At 49.6% G+C, this 19,577-nt stretch carries 16 protein-coding genes and 1 pseudogene; 10 read left to right on the forward strand and 7 right to left on the reverse strand.

Features of this window, described 5'->3' with window-relative positions:
• Positions 1-88: 88 nt before the first annotated feature.
• Positions 89-646: a sugar O-acetyltransferase gene (locus GS601_RS00540; protein WP_162421198.1), complete on the forward strand. Its 558-nt coding sequence runs from the start codon at positions 89-91 to the stop codon at positions 644-646.
• Positions 647-723: 77 nt separating this feature from the next.
• Here the strand turns inward: GS601_RS00540 and bioB are convergent, their stop codons facing one another.
• On the reverse strand, positions 724-1,671 hold the full coding sequence (gene bioB, locus GS601_RS00545; protein WP_162421199.1) for a biotin synthase BioB: 948 nt from the start codon (positions 1,669-1,671) through the stop codon (positions 724-726).
• A 121-nt stretch (positions 1,672-1,792) separates the two neighbouring features.
• On the opposite strand from bioB, the gene GS601_RS00550 reads away from it, so the two are divergent.
• Both GS601_RS00550 and lspA read left to right on the forward strand, forming a co-directional pair.
• The gene (locus GS601_RS00550) at positions 1,793-2,440 is read left to right on the forward strand and encodes a biotin transporter BioY (protein ID WP_162421200.1); all 648 of its coding nucleotides are present in this window, start codon (positions 1,793-1,795) and stop codon (positions 2,438-2,440) included.
• 3 nt (positions 2,441-2,443) lie between these two features.
• Positions 2,444-2,908, forward strand: a complete 465-nt coding sequence (lspA, locus tag GS601_RS00555) for a signal peptidase II (protein ID WP_162421201.1) — start codon at positions 2,444-2,446, stop codon at positions 2,906-2,908.
• Between the two features lie 127 nt (positions 2,909-3,035).
• On the opposite strand, the pseudogene GS601_RS23855 reads toward lspA, so the two are convergent.
• Positions 3,036-3,154 (reverse strand): annotated as a pseudogene (locus GS601_RS23855) (IS982 family transposase); the annotation flags it as partial.
• Positions 3,155-3,340: 186 nt separating this feature from the next.
• On the opposite strand from GS601_RS23855, the gene GS601_RS00565 reads away from it, so the two are divergent.
• Complete coding sequence (locus GS601_RS00565) at positions 3,341-3,766, forward strand: hypothetical protein (protein WP_162421203.1); 426 nt, start codon at positions 3,341-3,343, stop codon at positions 3,764-3,766.
• 253 nt (positions 3,767-4,019) lie between these two features.
• Positions 4,020-4,808 carry a hypothetical protein gene (locus tag GS601_RS00570; protein WP_162421204.1) on the forward strand — a complete coding sequence of 263 codons (789 nt, stop codon included), beginning with the start codon at positions 4,020-4,022 and terminating at the stop codon, positions 4,806-4,808.
• A 242-nt stretch (positions 4,809-5,050) separates the two neighbouring features.
• Here the strand turns inward: GS601_RS00570 and GS601_RS00575 are convergent, their stop codons facing one another.
• From GS601_RS00575 to GS601_RS00590, 4 genes are all read right to left on the reverse strand, one after another.
• The gene (locus GS601_RS00575; RefSeq protein ID WP_162421205.1) at positions 5,051-6,694 is read right to left on the reverse strand and encodes an ArnT family glycosyltransferase; all 1,644 of its coding nucleotides are present in this window, start codon (positions 6,692-6,694) and stop codon (positions 5,051-5,053) included.
• A 75-nt stretch (positions 6,695-6,769) separates the two neighbouring features.
• Positions 6,770-7,252, reverse strand: coding sequence for an MgtC/SapB family protein (locus GS601_RS00580; RefSeq protein ID WP_162421206.1), 483 nt, complete (start codon positions 7,250-7,252; stop codon positions 6,770-6,772).
• 643 nt (positions 7,253-7,895) lie between these two features.
• A complete protein-coding gene (locus GS601_RS00585) occupies positions 7,896-12,308 on the reverse strand; it encodes a PAS domain S-box protein (RefSeq protein ID WP_162421207.1) in 4,413 nt (1,470 codons plus the stop codon).
• 75 nt (positions 12,309-12,383) lie between these two features.
• Entirely contained in the window at positions 12,384-13,481 is a 1,098-nt protein-coding gene (locus GS601_RS00590; protein WP_162421208.1) for a hybrid sensor histidine kinase/response regulator, read from the reverse strand.
• A 548-nt stretch (positions 13,482-14,029) separates the two neighbouring features.
• On the opposite strand from GS601_RS00590, the gene GS601_RS00595 reads away from it, so the two are divergent.
• From GS601_RS00595 to GS601_RS00615, 5 genes are all read left to right on the forward strand, one after another.
• Positions 14,030-14,194: a hypothetical protein gene (locus GS601_RS00595; protein WP_162421209.1), complete on the forward strand. Its 165-nt coding sequence runs from the start codon at positions 14,030-14,032 to the stop codon at positions 14,192-14,194.
• 238 nt (positions 14,195-14,432) lie between these two features.
• Positions 14,433-14,762 carry a hypothetical protein gene (locus GS601_RS00600; protein ID WP_162421210.1) on the forward strand — a complete coding sequence of 110 codons (330 nt, stop codon included), beginning with the start codon at positions 14,433-14,435 and terminating at the stop codon, positions 14,760-14,762.
• 40 nt (positions 14,763-14,802) lie between these two features.
• Entirely contained in the window at positions 14,803-16,014 is a 1,212-nt protein-coding gene (locus GS601_RS00605) for an NAD(P)/FAD-dependent oxidoreductase (RefSeq protein ID WP_162421211.1), read from the forward strand.
• 194 nt (positions 16,015-16,208) lie between these two features.
• The gene (locus GS601_RS00610) at positions 16,209-17,123 is read left to right on the forward strand and encodes a pentapeptide repeat-containing protein (RefSeq protein ID WP_162421212.1); all 915 of its coding nucleotides are present in this window, start codon (positions 16,209-16,211) and stop codon (positions 17,121-17,123) included.
• A 175-nt stretch (positions 17,124-17,298) separates the two neighbouring features.
• Entirely contained in the window at positions 17,299-18,801 is a 1,503-nt protein-coding gene (locus GS601_RS00615; protein ID WP_162421213.1) for a CoA-acylating methylmalonate-semialdehyde dehydrogenase, read from the forward strand.
• Here the strand turns inward: GS601_RS00615 and GS601_RS00620 are convergent.
• Positions 18,798-19,469: an FHA domain-containing protein gene (locus tag GS601_RS00620; RefSeq protein WP_162421214.1), complete on the reverse strand. Its 672-nt coding sequence runs from the start codon at positions 19,467-19,469 to the stop codon at positions 18,798-18,800. The genes GS601_RS00615 and GS601_RS00620 overlap by 4 nt on opposite strands.
• Positions 19,470-19,577: the final 108 nt, after the last annotated feature.

Consider the following 19,577-nt stretch of genomic DNA (forward strand, 5'->3'; position numbering starts at 1 on the left):
GCGGACGATCTCGCCCCTCCAGGTCTCGCGATCGCAGCTTTAAGTAAGCTAAAATTTGGCGTGAATTTTAGCAACACCTCGTCGATAGATGGAGAAAACTGCAAGAGAAAAGATGTTAGCAAATGAGCCATATATCGCGCTTGATCCTGAACTTGAAAGAATGCAGGCACAAGCACAAACCTTCTTACATGTGTTCAACTCTTCTTTGCCCAGCGAGATCGAAAAAAGGCGCGAGATGATCCACGCTCTTTTTGGTTCAATCGGTCAAAACTTTGAAGTAAAGCCACCGTTTCGCTGTGATTATGGCTGTCATATCTACGCTAAAGAAAACCTGTTTATTAATTACGATTGCGTCATCTTAGATTGCAACACCGTCTATCTAGGAAGCAATGTGTTGCTTGCTCCTAAAGTTCAGATTTACACGGCATATCATCCACTAAACCCAGAACTGAGGAGATCAGGTTTAGAAATGGCTGCCCCGATCGTGATTGGGAACAATGTTTGGATCGGCGGCGGCGCGATCGTTTGCCCAGGAGTGACGATTGGAGATAATACTACCATTGGCGCAGGCAGCGTTGTCACTAAAAATATGCCAGCCAACGTCAGTGCAGCAGGCAATCCTTGCCGTGTGCTCAAAGAGGTATGAGATCACAGAGGGATGAGAGCACAGAGGGATGAAATCAAACAGGTAGGTCAACAGAAGGAGGCACCCCAAGACGGGGCTTAAAGCGGTTTGGGAACCATGCCTAGACGATCGAGCAGTTGTTCATCGTGCGATCGCGCTGGGTTTGCCGCTGTCAACAGTTTCGCCCCCGTAAAAATCGAATTTGCCCCTGCTAAAAAGCACATCGCTTGCAGTTCATCGCTCATTTCGGTTCGACCTGCCGAGAGCCGCACCATTGCTGCTGGAAACAGAATTCGGGTTGTGGCGATCATTCGCACCATGTCAAACGGATCGATCGCTGGGGCATTCTCTAGCGGCGTTCCGGGAATCGGTATCAAATAATTGATCGGAATCGACTCTGGTGGCGGATCAAATTTGCAAAGTGTTTCGAGCATTTCTAAGCGATCGCTCACCGATTCTCCTAATCCCAAAATACCGCCACAGCAGACCGAAATTCCAGCATTGCTTACCGCTCGAATCGTATCTAAGCGATCTTGATAGGTGCGAGTAGAGATAATTTTGTCGTAATAACTCGGTGACGTGTCGAGGTTATGATTGTAAGCCGTCAGCCCTGCTGCTTTGAGTTGCTCTGCCTGATGGGGTTTTAGCATCCCCAACGTGCAGCACACCTCTAGCTCTAATGCCGCAACTTGCCGCACCATCTCTAGCACCCGATCAAACTGTGCCCCATCGCGCACCTCTCGCCACGCCGCCCCCATGCAAAACCGAGTCGAACCCGCACGCTTTGCTGCTTTTGCGTCAGCCAAAACCTCGGTTAAATTCATCAACGGTTCTGGCTGAAGCCCGGTGTTGTGATGTACACTCTGAGCGCAGTAACCGCAATCTTCCGGGCACGCCCCCGTTTTAATACTGCTCAAGGTACACATCTGCACCATAGAGGGGTCATGGTGAGCGCGATGTACCCGTTGGGCTTCAAACAGCAGATCGGGCAATGGTTGTTGATAAAGTTGGCGAATTCGGTCAAGCGTGGTGAAGCTGGCAACCATGAGCGCGATGAACAACTACAGTTTCTGATCATCAACGATTGAGTCGCCCAAAGCAATACAGTTGTTTGGAATTAAAGAATTTTTCCCAGCTTTCATTTGCTAACCCGTGGTGTACAATGCCATGACCATGAGACCGTCTCCTTCTCGCCGCCGCCGCACTCCTCCTGCTAAGCCCCAGCGTTTTAAGATTACGCTGACTGAGTTGTTGTGGGCGTTGATTGGGCTGTTGCTGACGATCGGAGGGACGTTATTAAAAGCCTCTACTACCGGATTGCCTTGGACGTGGGCGAATGGTCAAGTTCCCCTGCACTTTTTGGGGGTGAGTTATCAGACCGGCGCTGTGATGCTAGTTGGCTGCCTTGGCGGTCAGAATGCGGCGGTCATGTCTCAGATTGCTTATTTGGCGCTGGGTTTAGCTGGGTTTGAAGTCTTCTCGCAGGGCGGCGGGCTGGACTATTTGACAGAGCCGACTTTTGGGTATTTGCTGGGATTTGTTCCGGCGGCGTGGATCTGTGGATACATCGCATTCAAAGCGCCGCCTCGTTTAGAGTCTCTCGCCTTTAGTGGACTGTGTGGCTTGATGGTGGTGCACACGGTGGGCATTAGTTATCTACTATTGAGTTATCTCCTAAATTGGCTTGATGCTGCCTCTGTGCCCTTGACCAAAGCGCTGATGATGTATTCTGTTACGCTACTCCCAGGGCAGGTGGCGGTGATTTGCGCGATCGCAGTGCTTGCCTATGTTCTTAGACGTGTCATGTTTTACTAATTCATGCTCAAAAATCGCTTTTTTTGGATCGCCGCGATCGCAGGACTCATTCTCGATCGAATCACCAAACTTTGGGTGGTCAAAACGCTGGTTTTACTGCAATCTATTCCGGTGATCCCCGGCGTTTTTCACTTTACCTATGTGGTGAACAAAGGCGCGGCATTTAGTTTATTTTCGGGTAGCCTGTGGTTGCGGTGGCTTTCTTTAGCCGTGAGCATTGGCTTGATGGCGATGGCGTGGTTTGGTCCTCGGTTTCCCAGGTGGGAGCAGTTTGGCTATGGGTTTATTTTAAGCGGCGCGTTGGGGAACGGCATCGATCGCTTTGTGTTGGGTCATGTGATCGATTTTATTGATGTTCGACTGATCAATTTTCCGATTTTTAACTTAGCCGATGTGTTTATCAACGTCGGCATTATTTGCTTGGTGATTGCCACGTTTTTCAAAGCCGAACCGAAACAAGGGATTTGAGCTTGGCAACAGATGGGTAATGTTAACGTGAGTTTGGCACCATCCTTCCCGTCGTTTCTACCCCGCTCTGAACTCAAGATTACTTTGCAGAGCCTGTGGCTATGGGCTAATCAAACGCCAGTTTCGGTTAAGCCGCTTGCGGTAAAGCGAACTCCAATTGAGGCAATGGTTCTTCGGTTGATGGCAGTAGGCAATCAACCGAAGAACTAGATTGACCAAGAAATTCACCGGAGAGTTAGGGTGAGACTGAGCAGTTCCCCTAACTCATTATTGAAGCAACATTTTTTCCTGCTTGTCAGTCAGATTTCGATCGAATCAATTCCAGGCGCGACAGCATAAAACTTCCTGAAGAAATACGGAACATCTCTGCCGATGTCTCGTTCGAGGATTAATATTATAGGGTCAGGTGTATTTCTTAGACGATTTAAACCCATGCTAGCTTCAAAGACAATCAAGCTAATCTTAGCCTTATCTATTGCCTCGTCTATAATCGTATTTTTTGCTGGCTTTATAAATGCAAACAAATCTGGAATCAGCGAGGTTGAACCGATGGCACAAAAACCAGACAAAGATTCAAAAGAGAACAGAGCTTCTGAAGTAAAGCCTATCAAATTACCTGATGAAATATGGAAAGAAATTGAAGAGCGTGACGAAAAAGCTCAGCAGAAACGAAATGAAGATCAAGCTAGGGAGTTAGCGAAAAAAGCACCGAAAGAAAGAGAAGAAATAGAGAAAGAAATAAGGAAGGAGAGGGAAACTAAGCACGCCCTAGAAAGAAGAACGGAAGAAGAGCTTAAGCAAGAGGATGAAAGACTTATGAAGCAGCTTGAAAAAATGAGAAGTGAAGGTCAATATTAATCAACTTTATTTTGACCTTGAGTATTGAGTCTTGAATACAGTAGTTTATGCTCAAAGCATGATGGTTTCTTTTGCTTGCTTGAAGCGCAAATTGCTGTATTATAGCGCCTCCTCTCGAAATGAGGTATGCCTGAGCATTTCAGAGTAAGGCTTTCAGCGGTGGAATCGTGCCTCACTAGAGCTAGAGACGCTATATATTTAATTTCAACTATTGTTAGTTGTCTTCTTTCATACAACACAAAAAAGACGGTGCATGCTTAAATTCGCAGCCTACCGCGCTCTTCTCTCCTTGCTTGTCGGGATACTTGGATACCAAACTCTTGCAAGCCGTTCATTACTAGCGCAATCACTAACTCAAGCTCAAATTACGCAACAATCGTGTGCCCCTACAAATGGTCTTCCTCTAAACAAGAATCATATTGAATTACGAGGAGCAGCATTAGGATTTAGTTTAGATTCCAATACAATGGGACGTGCATTTCAAAACTTTGCACTTGATAGTGTTGGTAAGATAGAGAATACAACTTGGTTTCCCTCAAGAGTCCGAGAAATAGCAACCAGCACGTCTTCAACAATTCATAGAGGCATTGTCCCTGATGCTGTAGGCGCAATTGAGGTAATCGTAGTCAATTCACAAGGGCAAATTACGCAGCGAGATTACTACGGTCTTAGTTCTTTTCATGAAGCGAAATTCACTACTGGTACAATCTACCTAAGCTCTTTTGCACACCAAATTATTGGCTATATTGATGTAGCTAAGAATAGTTCAGCAGGAAGAGCACCTATTGCTTTAGGAGGGCTACGTCCGACTCCTGTTGTATTTTTTCTTACTCCTTCAAATGCAACTATTGCAGCAAGTGTTATAATCACAGCCACTAATGATAGAGTTGCCGTCTATCAGCGCATTGCTTGCGATGCGCCATCAACACCGAGTACTACAGACATGATTATGGGTTCGGCAGTACTACTCAATTCACAAGTGTATGCAGGTAGTTTCCCGCCCTTTGTAATACCCAGTGGGCGTGTAGCAGGATTAAGGTAGGTAAACTCTTGAAGGGTGGGGTTTCAGGTGGACTAACCTAAACGGTGGCTGAAGTGTTTGGTTATTTTCAGCGTACTTGCCTCTGCCCTCTCTTAATCCAGAACTCACTTTAATAAAGGAGAGTTCGTTGAAACGGGCTGAAGAAGCCCAATCACTCTCCCGGTACCCTTCAAGGAACTTTCGCCTACAAGCCCGTAGCCGCAGGCTCTGCGAAGCAATCTCCAGTTGGGGGCGGGGCAGAATCACCCCGACGGATGCCGCCGCGCCACCAGAGCCCACCCTTGTTTTGTGCCCAACACCTGTTGCTCCTTTTGAGGCAGCGTTTTTAGCCAGTCAGGTTCCACTAAAAAGTAAGGATGGACGCCCTCGCGCCAATGCTTTTGAATCTCAGCTTTTGAGACCGGTACAACCTGGCGATCGCTATAAAAATTGAGGGAGGGGCGATTGTAGGGGTAGGACGTGTAAATCACCTGTTTTTGGGGGGTATATTGGCGAATCATTGCCGCTACAGGCTTGACGGGATAGGCTTCCTGTAGCTCCCAAACCCAATTGTCTGACATCACAAACGTTAACAGCGTCAGATACATGCCCCAAATTAGAACCGCAACAAATTGAGTATCGTGCCGCAGAATTAAAATGGCGGTGACGGTGAGGGTAAACGCCAGCGTTGCAAAAATTAGCTGTAGATCTACCTCGGCTTGAGGCGAGAACGTGTAAAACGCCCAAAGCCCCCACGCTGCGATCGCCAGCACCGTAAACCAAGTTGCCCAGATCCGAGCCTGAGGAATAGCGCGATCGTGCCTCAGATCTGCCAGGAGTGGTGTCCACAGGCGGTTGATCTGCGCTCCAACCACGAGGGCAAATGCCGGGTAGAGCGGCAAACTATACCAAGGCAACTTGGTTTGCATCACCGAAATCACAAGAAAATAAACGCCTGCCCAAACCAACACGAGCTTTGCCCACCCCAAGTTGCGATGCTCCCAGGCGTAGCGAAATCCAGCGGGAAGAAACAGCACCCACGGAACGCCATTCTTGAGAATGTCTAGCCCGTAAAACCAAATCGCCCCCCGATTGTTGCTGACCTGATCAGAAATGCGCTTCAGCGATTGGTCGAGCAAATGCGTCTCAATAAAGAGTTGCCCATAATGCTGAATCTGAGCGCCATACCACAGGGCAACCGGAACGCAACCTAGAAAAAACCCGCCCCATAGATATCGGGATGCTAAGACTCGTGGGGTATCCCACGCAAGAAACCCCAGCGCGATCGCACCGAGCAGCACCCCTAACATTCCTTTCGTCAGACAAATTAGCCCAAAACTGATCCCGATGCCGAGTCCCCAGCGCAAATCTCGCCGCGATCGCAGCACAAACCACATCATCAACGTAAACCAGCACAGCACCGCGCCATCTAGCATCGCCAAGCGCCCATTCCGAATCACAGGTAGCGACGTGAGATAGACCAGCGCGGCAAGCACTGCTGGCGATCGCCGGAAAAAGACTTCTCGCCCAATGCCATACACCACCGGCACCGATAGCGCCGTTAGCACCGCACCGGGTAAGCGAGAAGTCCATTCACTCATACCGCCCACTCGGTAGCTGAGTGCCACCAGCCAATGGATCAGCGGCGGCTTGTTGAAATAGGGATTGCCGCTTAGCTCTTTGGGATACAGCCACAGGAGCGCCTCACCCGGCGATCGCACCATTTCCCGCGCAATTTGGGCGACAATGCCTTCGTCCCAGTCTCGCAGAGGCAAACTCCCCAAATTGACGGTGAGCAAAATCACTGCGCTCAGCAGCAGCCCCACCGCCCACGCAGGATCAACCCAACCGCGATCGCGCGGCGCTCCCTGGTCATAGGCGCTATTCGTAGAAATTTCCCGATTCATTCACTTTGACTCGTTCGACAACACCTAGCAGAGTTTCTCGGTATTTTCCCACTGCTATATTCTGCATCGTTTTGGTCAATTTTCTGGATCGTCGTACCGCCGCCTAAACGACCATTGCTCCACTTTTTTCAAGCCTGCCAACGTTATAAGGGTGAAAATAATGCCTGCGATCGTCAGTTTCCATAAGCCGCATCCCGCTACCGCACCGAGGGCAGCCGTCACCCAAATCGCGGCGGCAGAGGTCAAGCCTTTGGCTCGTTGCTCTTCTGAGCCATGACGCTGCGTATGTAAAATTTCTCCTGCCCCCAAAAAGCCCACGCCTGCGGCAATCCCTTGAACCGTGCGGCTAACGCTATCTCCTAGGGAGTTGAGATCCAATTGCAAGGGAATCAACACAAACATTGCGGCTCCCAAGCTAACGAGAATATGGGTTCGCAAGCCCGCCGCTTTGTGACGTTTTTCCCGATCCCACCCAACGCTGCCTCCGGCAATCACCGCTAAAACAAGCCGTAATAGCAAGTCAAATATGTCATAAGCATAATCGGGAGACGTGAACATAAGTGAAAATTGTTAGCAGACAATGAAATCAGGATTATAAACGGTTTCGAGCCGCGATGAGCGCAACGGAGCGTCTATGCTCCACTGTTAAGAATTCTTGCCATAAATTCTCTCTATTCAAATCAGTTAAAGCTGGTATCAATTTACTCTATTTTCCTCTGTTAGAGTTTCACCCGATTGAATTAAAGAAATGTATATATCCAATCAAAGAAATCAGCGAGAAAGTTAATACTTTCTGTAGGGAAACCCACCCAAAAAATGGGTAAGTGCCCTATGGCAGATGATTTCCATAGACTTTACTGTTAACAGTAGAAAGATAGAGAACATGATTTACCACTCTTCTCCTTTATTAACTCAGTCTTGAAAAATAGGAATTGAATATAATGCCTGAATGCCCCTGTTGCTCAAGAAAGCTTTTACGCCATGTTTCTCAAGGAAGAGTGTATTGGTTTTGCACTCATTGTTGGCAAGAAATGCCAAATTTTATGGCTGTTTCTACAAACAGTTATCCAGAAGACTGTTTGCCTCAGTGTTTGAGTTTAGAAGAGAAATTTGTGTTGCCAAAGCGATGACCTTTAGAACTTGGAGCCGGTTGGCATTTAGAGCTTGATGGGGGCAAATGTGCCAAACTTTTTCTGATCAATTATTCAAAATGGTCATAGTTTTGAACCGGCTGAAGGGGTAGGGTGACGCAGACAGTTGTTCCACCTTTCTCGTGGCTAGCGATCGCAACTTGACCCCCATGCGCATCCACCGATTGCTTAACGATCGCCAGCCCCAATCCATTCCCCGACACCGCCCCAACGTTTGTACCACGATGAAATGGCTCAAACAACCGCCCTTGATCTTCTGGCGGAATCCCGATTCCTTCATCGGCAACCTCAAACCTCGCCGAGGTGCGATCGCACCCCAATCTCAGCGTTACCGTTGATCCTACAGGAGAATATTTAAGGGCATTGGAGAGCAAATTGGTCAAAATTTGCCTCAATAGCTTGGTGTCCATACACGCTTGGGTGTCATCAGCCGACGCTTGCATCTGCAACTCAACGTGATGCTGGTCTTGATCATTCAACTGCATTTCTGCCACCAGTTTCTGGCAAAATGCCTGCAAATCTAGCTCTGTCGGTTCAAACTTTGCTTCCGCCCGCTCGATCACCAGCACATCACTCAGGAGATTATTCATGTTCAACGCCGCTCCTTGAATCCGCTCAATATGCTCAAGCTGCTTCTCAACCGTGCAATTTCCCAAATAAAATTCCAGCAAATCGGCAGAGGAGAGAATCGTGCTCAACGGCGTGCGAAATTCGTGAGATGCGGTTGACACAAACCGCGATTTTAGTTCGCTGAGTTCCCGTTCTTTTTCCAGGGCTTTCTGCATTTCCACCTCTGCTTGCTTGCGATCGGTGATGTCGATACAGGAACCAATGTGCCCACCAAAGTTACCGTTTGGCATAAAGCGAGGCACGCCCCGATCTAGCACCCAGCGATATTCACCATCTGCGCGCCGCAGCCGATATTCAATCTCAAAACTGGTGCGGGTGGCTAACGCCTGCTCGTAGGTGGCGCGGCAATAGGGCAAATCCACCGGATGCACGGTGTTGTGCCAGCCCGATCCTTGCTCTTGCTCAAAGGTGCTGCCTGTGAAGTCCAGCAGACTTTGATTGCAGAAAATGCACTCTCCTGCCGTATTGATCACCCACAGCAGCACGGGAGCGCTGTTTGCCATCGTCCGAAACCGCTCTTCGCTTTCTCGCTGAGCTTGCAGGAGTTGGCTTTGCGTGAGGGCAATATCTACCTGGTTGGCGAGTTGTTGCAGCAGTTCGATCTCAAAGTCTGACCATTCTCGCGAGTCATCACACTGATGGGCGATCAGCAAGCCCCACAGCGATTGCTGCTGAACAATGGGCACAACCAGTTCGGCTTTGACGCCAATCTCGCGCAACAACCCGACGCTATGCGCGATCGAGACCTCTTGTTCGGTGTCTTCAACGGCTTGAACGTTGTTGCAGTAAGCCGCGTCTGAGTCCGGAAAAAACACGGCTTTGGGATAAGTGTTGCCCAGCATAGATGCCCAATGGCTGCCCACGGCTTCATTGCACACAATGCCAGTCTCATCGGGCAAGAGGCGGTAGATTAAGACGCGATCGGCTTTGAGCAGATTTCTCACCTCAGTCACCGTGGTTTGCAGAATTTCCTCAAGTTGTAGCGACTGACGAATCTTGAGGGTAATGTCGGCAAACAGTTGCGATCGCAAGGTTTGCCGTTGTAGCACTTCCTCAGTGCGCTTGCGCTGGGTAACATCTCGTTGCAGCCCCACCCAGTAGGTATAGTGCCCGGTTTGGTCTGTGACTGGGAAAATGCTCAGTTCGATCCAGACTTCCGAGCCATCTTTGTGATAGTTCACTAGCTCAGCGAGGGCAGGTTGCCAATTCTTCAAAGCAGTCCGGATATGTTTTAATTCGCCCCAATCGGTTTTGGGTCCTTGGAGAATGCGGGGCGTCCTGCCGATCACTTCGTCCGAGCGGTAGCCCATCATTCGGGTAAAAGCATCATTGACATAGATAATTTTCGGTCCGGGCGGCTCAACCGGCTCGGCGGCGGTGATCACCACAGCATCGTTGGCATTGACCACCACCGATTCGAGCAACCGCAGGCGGCGCTCTTGCTCTTTGCGATCGCTAATATCTTCTGCAATTCCGGCAATCCGGTAGATTCTCCCCTGAGCATTTCGCACCGGAAACGCCCGTGCTAACAGCCACCGTTCCGCGCCATCGGGCTTGACAAAGCGGAAAATCACCTCGGCAGGTTTGCCCCGCACCGCTTGCCGACTGACCTTCATCACATGAGGCAAATCGTTTTGGCGAACATGCCCCAGCCAAAAGTCTAGCGGTTTGTCGTAACAGCGCTCATTCTCATAGCCAATCACCTGCTGACACACAGGGCTGATGTAGATCAGCTTCTGCTCTTCTAGGTCATACATCCAAAAAATTTGCTGGATATTCTCAGCAAGCTGGCGGAAGCGCTCCTCACTTTCCCGCAGTTCTTCTTCGGCTTGCTTGCGATCGCCCACATTCAGCACCAGCGACATGATCGACACTAGTTCCCCCGACTCATCAAACAAAACCGAGTTATACCATTCACAGTGGACGATGTTCCCAGTTTTGGTGTAGTTGCGGCTATAGCAAACATTGTGCGTCGCTTGCCCGTTGAGCAACTCTGCGATCGTATGATCCGCAATTTTGAGATCTTCTCGCACCACAAAATTCCAACTGCCAAACTGCCTACCCAGCACCTCATTGGCACTCCAGCCCAACAGGTTTTCGGCTTCTCGCGACCACCGGGTGACGCGCAAATCGCGATCCCACTCAATCACCGCAAACGGAGAGTTATCCACATGAAAGCTGAGGCGCTGCAAGGCTCCTTTTAGGGCTTCCTGCGCCTGATCTCGCTCGTTCGCCGTGCGGACAGAATCGGTCAAATTCCGAAAGAAAAGAGAGACGCCCGATTTAGAAGGGTAAGCCCGAAACGAATACCAGCCATCCCACGGTGCATAATAGCCTTCTAGCTCTAGCGGCGTGCCTTCTGCGGTTCCGTCGAAGTTGTGCTTGGCGCTCATCGCTCGGCGATATAGCCGACCCACGCTTGTTTCAGCAAAACCGGGAAACTCTGTCCACAGCACTTTGCCCAACAAATCGCGAGCAGATCTGCCGAGGGCACGGGCAGCTTCATGGTTGACATAGGTAAAGCGAGAGTGCTGATCAAACGCAATAAAGCCATCGGTAATGCTTTGCAACACTTGAGAAATTTGCTCTCGTGCCAGTTCTGCATCGGCTCGTGCGCCTTGTTCTCGTTGCAGAAACTGCGTGCGATCGGCTTCGATCCACTTGCGCGCTGTAATGTCTGAAAATGAAACCACCACCGCATAGGGCAATAGGTCTCCAGGGCGAAACAACGGCTGAGAGTTGACCGAAATCCACGTAAGCGGCTGATGGGCTTTGTGCAGCCCAATGACGATATCTGAGCAGGCGATCCCCGTTTTAGCCGTCACTAGTCCCGGAAAGTTGCTCATCTCGAAGGGCGAATGGTCTTCGCAAATCCCCTGCCAGTTTAGTTCGAGGATGGTGCGGAACGCCAAGTCTTCTGAGGTGCAGCCAAGAATGGCTTCCGCGCTCGCGTTGCAGGTTTGAATCACCCCTTCAGCGCTGAGCATCAGCACCCCTTCGTGCATGGCAGCTACGACCGAGCGATAGCGTTCTTCACTAGCTTGCAGAGAGGCTTGAGTCCATTCGCGGCAAAGAATTTCAGTTTGCAGTTGGGCAATCAGCGCTTGCCGCAATTCGGAGGGAACGACTGGCGCTGAGGCAGCAGGAGGGCTGAGCAGGGGATTGAGTGGTGGGTTGAGCGTCAGAATCGTGCGATCGAGGAATTCTTCTAGCCCCTTGCGATCGCTAATATCTCGTCCCACGGCTTGAATTTCCACGATCGCGCCAGTCGCGTCACAAATCGGCTTTTGTGTCCAATCATGCCACCCTATGCGACCCTCTGAGCTTATGCTCTGATGCTCAAACCGCAGACTAGATGCCGAGAAAGCCGTGCCGGTTGCAGCCGCCAACACATCAAAAAAATTTTGCCCCAGCAAATCGGTGGAACGTTGACCAAAGTATCGACAGCATGCTTCATTAGCATAGGTCAATGTCCCATCGGCTTGAAAGCAACAAATCAAGTCTCGATGATCCTCAACCAACGCCTGATAGCGAGCAGAATCTAAGTTAAATGAAGGTGCATTAGGCGTGCCGTGCCCAGGGTGTTGCGCGTTTAGCCCAACGAGCGTCTCCACAGGTGAACCCTGCCCACATACCGGATCGTCTGCCTGCAAGAGGTGCGAGTTTGGCAAAACCGGCTCTGTTGTGGCAGCACTTGGCACAAATCGCAGGGCGGCGGCAGATTCTTCAAACCCGTGAGGCAGAGCCGCCTGTAACTGAGCCTTGAGGGTCTGAACCAGACGTTCTAGTTCGGCATTGCGTTGCTGTAGCTGGCGCTGTTCATCTTCCTGCATGGCTCATCATACATGACGGTTCTTAAATTTTTGCTTAAAACGTAGACGCTTCTACCGCCGTTATTTGAAGTTTGCTTAAAGAGTTTCGTAGGGAAGTTCAATCTTGAAAGCTGTCCATCCGTTTTGGCTGGTTACATATATTGTTCCTTGCAGTTGATCGATCAGTTTTTTAACCAATGCCAACCCCAACCCGGTGCCGCCTTTTTGCCAGCGATCGCTGCCCGGAACCCGATAAAACTTATCAAAAATATGAGGAAGATCGCGAATCGGAATCTCTGCTTGGTTTGCAATTGTAATTTTTAATACAGGAGTTTGATCTACTGTTTGATCTGTTCTCACTTTAAAGACAATTTCTCCCCGGCTTTGAGTGTATTTGCAAGCGTTATTAAGGAGTTCGACAAAAATTCTTTGCAAGCCAACGCTATCTGCCACAATCACGGGCAAAACCTCAGGAATATCCAACGTTAAAACTTGTTGATGAGTGCGAGCGCGAACTTGGAAAGATTCAATAATCTTCCGCAACTGCTCTTTAATATTGAGCGGTTCAGGAGTAGCTAGGGCTTCGCCAGATTCTAACTGATACAAATCCAACAAATTTTGAATCAGTTCTTCTCCTTGATCGCACGCAGTCAGAGCAATTTCTGTGTACTGCTTTCGATTGTTTGGCATCGCCTCCATCAGTTGCAGCGCAACTTTAATCGTCGTTAAGGGCGCTCTTAGATCATGAGTAATTGTACTCACAAAATCATCTTTTTGAGTGTTGATTTCTCGAAGTTCTTGCACCTTTTTTTGAATGTCGAGTTGGGCACTGTGCCGTTTGAGCCGAGCCGCGATCGCATCCAACAATTCCACCCGCCGGAAGGGTTTTGTCAGGTAATCATCTGCCCCTAAGTTCATGCCTTGGCGGATTTCGGCTTTGTCTGCCTTAGCCGTTAAAAAGATAAATGGAATTGTGGCAGTGGCTTGATGTTGTCGCAGTTCTTGCAAGACGCTGTAGCCATCAAAATCGGGCATTTTGATATCGCAAATAATCAGATCTGGAGCCGCCTCTTTAGCCAGCCCAATTCCCTTTAAACCATTCTCTGCATAGATCGAATCGAAGCCCCCCGAAGCCAGGATTTCGATGATATTTAGCCGAACATCTTTTTCATCTTCAATGACTAAAATTTTCATTTAATCCCCTCGTCCCCTCTCAGTCTCATGGCTCCCTTCTTTTAGTGTGAAATAACAACGGGTGATGTGTGTTTTGCGTGAGGTAGGCAGTGTGATGGCTTCTATTTGTGGCGCAAAACCAAACAAAGTAAGATATCTAGCCTCTACGAAAGCTTGCAAGAAAACCAGTCAACGACATTGGAGCCAGGTTAGAGCCTGAGCCGAATAAAGCCCAGTTCTCCGTCACCTCAGCCCTCTTTCCAGGGAGAGGGCACCAAAATACTAGCTCCCTCCTCATCAAGGAGAAGGGTCGGGGACGAGGGTAAAGATTACGGTTAACTAATCCATATTCCTTAGCTCAGGTTCTTGCTATGTAGTGAGTCATGGAATGATACGCGATATCATTAGCTACCCAACGTTGCACCCTAAATTAATACTGTTTAAATTAAGGTTAAATGAAGGCTATTCAAACTCGATCTAAGAAATCCAGGAATAATAAATGCTATTCAGGCTCGATCTAAGAAATTCAGGAATTAAGAAGTAAAAAATATCTGAACTGAAGCATTGACTTGCTGCTTAGACAAACGTTGACAGACGACGCCATTATCTCGCGATCGCGGTTTGATATTAGGCTAGATGTGACAGTCCCTGGCTTGGTTATAGGTCATCTGTCTAGCTTAGTTTCACTTGCCTTAAAGCCAAAAGACAGCACGATTATTGGAGGGGAAATTTAAATATCATCTATCTTATGATAGAAGCTTATTCCAAAAACAGCATCTTCTGTTCAAAGTCCCTAATACTTAGGGTAAGAAGCGTTAGATAAACTTAATGATGAGAACCAACGAGTGGGCTTTCTTTTAGGAATTGGGCACAATTTCTTTGTATAAAAGATTGTGCTTACCAAACCCCACTTCCATGAATTCTAAGGTTGCGTTTTTACACCATTGCGATCTCCAAAGGCAAGAAAGTTAGATGAAGCTGCTATTAGCAAACAAAACAGATTGCCGTTTTTTCAAATTTTGGTTTGATGGGCGCGTGTGCAGTGGCATTAGCTATCAGGGCGAGATGTTTCTTCAATTTCATGGGTTTAGCCTGCATCGCCGAGAGCAGGCGTATGATCTTGGCTCCCGGCTTTTAGAGCAAGGCATCCCAGTGCTGATCGCGTGTTCTAAAAAGCAATATATTTTGGGCATCAACCTCCGTAGCGAGTGGTGGAAGATTGGCGAAGAAGAGAAGCAGCGGTTTTTATCAGAGATTCAGGAGTTGGAGACAACATTTGGTAAATTGCTGGAGACAAGTTGAAGCTAAGCTAAAGAGTGCGACTTAGCGATTGCCGAATTTTATGCAGAATTATGATGTGGTCGTGTGTGGAGCCGGTCCTGCGGGAGCAATGGCAGCAGCAGAAGCGGCACGAGCAGGGCTGAAGGTTGCGTTGCTGGAAAAACAGATCTTGCCGCGTCACAAAACGTGCGGGGGCGGCATGCCGACGGGCATCCAAACCCAATTATATGATTTAGCGCCAGAGGCATTTGTTGAGTCAGAGGTGACGTTTATGCGCCACACCTGGAATTTTGATGATCCGTACTTGGCTCCGATTAATCCGCCGGGGTCTGCTAAAGCGCTGTCGCTGTGGATGGTGCAACGCCCTATTTTTGATGATGCTTTGGTGCAACGGGCCGTGCAGTTGGGGGCAATGGTGCGCGATGGGTTGGCTGTGCGATCGCTGCGGTCTGAGCCTGATGGGGTGATGGTGCGGGCGGAAGGCATCAAAACGGGAAGCGAGTTTGTGGCGAAAGCAAGGTATGTGATTGGCGCAGATGGGGCAAACGGAATCACCGTCAAGGCGACCCGATTGAGGAAGACTCCCGCGATCGCGCTTGCCCTAGAAGTCGAACAGGCTCACCAATGGGGCGATGGAGATGGAACCTTACGTTCTGACATTGCCCATCTAGAGTTTGGTGCGGTGAAACGCGGTTATGCTTGGGTGTTTCCAAAAGCCGATCATTTAAATATTGGGGCAGGGGTATTTCGCCCAGATAAAAAGGATGGGCGTAGCGATCGCAGCCTCCGCTCTGAGTTGCAGAAGACAATTTTTGACTATATGGATGCGCTGGGTGTGAAGTATGACCCGGATCATATCCGCTTTCGTGGGCATCCGCTCCCTACGTGGGGGGGGAAAGAGTTGTTGCACGAGGGTCGGATTTTGCTCGCTGGCGATGCAGCAGGATTGATCAATCCACTCTTTGGCGATGGCATTTTGCACGCTGTGAAGAGTGGTGCGATCGCGGCTCAATGTTTGGCAGACCATGCCCCCGATGAGTACACTGCTCGAATTCATGCTGAGTTTGCCGCTAACTTTGATGCTGCGTTAAAGCTCTCCCGCGTGTTCTATCAGTGGACAGGCGCGTGTTACAAGTACGGCGTTAAGTCTGAAAAGGCGACCCGCTATGCAACAGAGCTTTTGTATGGGGAGTTGCTATTTACCGATATCGCGGGGAGGGCGATGCGCCGCCTAAAGCAGTCGGTGAGCGGCAACTTTTTTCATCCTCAATGATCTGGGGAATAATGGCACTTTGAGAGCACGCGATCGCATCCCCTTAAACTGTGATGAATAATTATTACGGACTATTACTTTCAGACTTTAACTAATACAAGCACCCTACAAACCCAGCTTGACCCTCTAGAGTAAGGGAGGCGACATCTGTCCTTTGCGACAGATGAGTCATTATCCCTAGCTAGAGTCATGTTATGGATATCAATGAGCTAATCCGACGGTATGAGAGAGGCGAACGCAATTTTGCAGGAGCCGATCTCAGAAGCATTGATCTAAGTGGTGCAATGCTCGTGGATATCAACCTGGAAAATGCTAATTTAACAGGCGCAAACCTGAGTCGAGCTTTTCTCACAAAAGCCAACCTGAGCGGTGCTTTCTTAAATTGGGCAAACCTGCAATTTACCAAACTGAGCGAAGGCTGCTTGATTGATACCGACCTCACCAAAGCAAAGCTCAACGGCGCGTTTATGGTGAAATCAGACCTCACGCGATCGCGCCTCAGTGGAGCAGATCTAAGCCATGCCAACTTACGCGGAGCCACCCTGCATCGTGCCAATTTGTGTAGCGCAAAACTTCTTAACGTCAACCTGCGAGGCGCAAACCTACAAGGCGCAAACCTGAGTTGGGCAAACCTGCAAAGCGCACGGCTAAGCGGAGCCATTCTTCAAGGCGCATTTCTTAACGATACCAATTTGGCAGACGCTTTCCTAAACGGGGTCGATTTAGAAGGACTCAATCTAGCAGGGATCAATCTGAGTGCCGCCAAGTTAAGCGGCGCAAATTTGCAATCAGCCAATCTCGCCGCCTCAAATTTTCGTAATGCCAAATTGCAAGGCGCAAACCTAGCCGGGGCAGATTTAACAGACGCTAACTTAGAGCAAGCTTTTTTGCACAGCGCAAATTTGCAATGGACTAACCTGAGCCGGGCAAACCTAGCGCGATCGGACTTGACCAACGTGAAAATGCTGGGGGTCAAAATTGATCAAGCCAATTTATCAGAAGCCATGCTTTCAGAAATGAACTCGCGCTATCTGCTGCTCGTTGCCGACCAAAATTTGCAGAAGATGCAGCGCAGCGCACTACCGCAGCACTCTCCAGGCGGATCATAGAGCCATCTATTGCCCTTCGTCTAATTATTAGAGGTTGGGCTGACCCATGCTGATCTAGTGATCCGTTGGTCAGTCCTTTCTCCATTGACCAACATTCCATGGAATGTCGGTCAATCTCGACTTACCCCGTTCTGACGGATTGCGGCAAGATGAAAGGGAGTGAGGAGGAGAAGACATGAACCATTCCGCGATCGCAGCGTTGCACCCTTCCGAAAAGACGGCACAAAATTACATCAACGGAGCATGGTGCACCCCCACCACTGACACTTACTTAGACATTATCAATCCCGCAACCACTACAGCGTTAGGCAAAGTTCCCCTCTCTTCGGGTGCAGAGGTTGATCGCGCGGCTCAAGCTGCCTCCGTTGCCTTTGCCGCTTGGCGACGCACCCCCGCCACCGAACGAGTGCAGTACCTATTCAAACTGAAAGCCCTCCTTGAAGACCAGTTTGAAGACCTCGCTCAAACTATTACCCTCGAATGCGGCAAAACCTTAGCCGAGTCGAAAGGTGAATTGCGACGGGCGATCGAAAATGTCGAGGTGGCGTGCGGCATTCCGATGATGATGCAAGGTTACAACTCCGAAGATATTGCCCGTGGCATTGACGAACACATGATCCGGCAACCACTTGGTGTCGTTGCCATCATTACTCCGTTCAATTTTCCGGGCATGATTCCGTTTTGGTTTCTTCCCTATGCGATCGCCTGCGGCAATACTTGCATTGTCAAACCGTCAGAACGAGTGCCGCTCACCTTGCAAAAGGTGTTTTGCCTGCTCCACCAGATCGATCTGCCAAAGGGCGTTGTCAATCTCGTCAATGGCGCAAAAACTGCCGTCGATGCTTTGCTTGATCATCCCGCCATTCGCGCCGTTAGCTTTGTGGGGTCGTCGGCGATCGCACAGTACGTTTATAGCCGCGCCGCCGCCAACGGCAAGCGATCGCAGTGCCAAGGAGGAGCCAAGAATCCGGTGATTGTGCTCCCCGATGCCGACATGGTTATGACCACCCGAATTATGGCAGATAGCGCCTTTGGCTGTGCCGGGCAGCGCTGCTTGGCTGCCTCGATCGCCATCACGGTAGGAACCGCAAAAGAGCCGTTTACAGCTGCGATCGCAGACGCTGCCGCCGCCCGCACCGTTGGCTATGGACTCGATCCCACCATTCAGATGGGTCCTGTGATCACCGCTCAAAGCAAAACTCGTATCGAAGGCATGATCCACCACGCGACCACTGAAGGCGCAACGGTTTTGGTAGATGGACGACACCCGACGATCTCTGGCTACGAACAGGGCTATTTCGTCCGCCCAACCATTCTGCAAAATGTAGTTCCGACCGGAAGCATAGCCAAAACTGAGATCTTTGGTCCGGTCTTGAGTTTGATTCATGTAGACAGCATCGACGACGCGATCGCGCTGGTAAACCAAAGCCAGTACGGAAACATGGCATCGTTATTCACCACCAGTGGGGGAGCCGCCCGCCAATTTCGCTACGAAGCTGAAGCCGGAAACATTGGCATCAACATCGGCGTAGCGGCTCCGATGGCGTTCTTTCCGTTTAGTGGCTGGAAAGCAAGTTTTTTTGGAGACCTGCACGGGCAAGGTGCCCATGCCATCGAGTTCTTTACCCAAACCAAAGTGATTGTCGAACGGTGGCACGGCTGGGCGAGACAGTTCTAGCGCGTTGAGATGTTAAATGAAATCTCTTCCTTCAATTCAGAAAAGTCGATAAACGCTGGACGCAATTCCCGATTTGTCAACCGAGCCAATACCTCAGGATGAATTGGGTCTAGCGTTCGATCGTCAGCGCTCAGGAAAAACGAAAACTCCATGCTGCCGATCCGGATGCGATCGCCATCGTGTAAAAGCTGCCGTTGTTGAACGCGCTGGTCGTTGATGTAAGAACCGTTCATGCTGTTTAGGTCAACCAAATAAAATCCATCGCCCGCCACGTACAGCAACACCGCGTGGCGACGGGAAAGATTGCGATCTTGAAGGGGCAAGGCTGCTGCCCGGTTGCGCCCAATTGTCCAAGCGGTTTGAGGTTGGCGCAAGATCTGTGTTTGGCTATCTACCAAATTGGTGACAATATAAACCTGATCGCGTTGTAAAACGCCCTGGATATATTTCAGCGAGTTAAAAATAGAGAACGCTGAATGGCTTGAAGATTCTTTTTCGTGGTCAATCGAGAGGGTCGGACGTTTTGCAAAGTTGTCCTCTACTCCGTCGTCTGGCTCTGACCAAAATGCTTCAGCCTGCGGAGCCAGATCAGATGTAGGGCAGTCTGTAACAGGACTCAGCCCTAGAAGCGCATTTGCGGAATCTAATCCGTTAAGTTCTGAAGTCATAGATAGTTCTTAAAACAGGACGCAATCTGAGTTTTGGTCGCCAATCTCCTCAACCAATGAGGATATGACCCGATAAGATCAATTTTGGTAGCGACAACCCCAAGTGAC

It is taken from the genome of Myxacorys almedinensis A, from assembly GCF_010091945.1.
GTDB classification, from domain to species: Bacteria; Cyanobacteriota; Cyanobacteriia; order Leptolyngbyales; family Leptolyngbyaceae; genus Myxacorys; species Myxacorys almedinensis.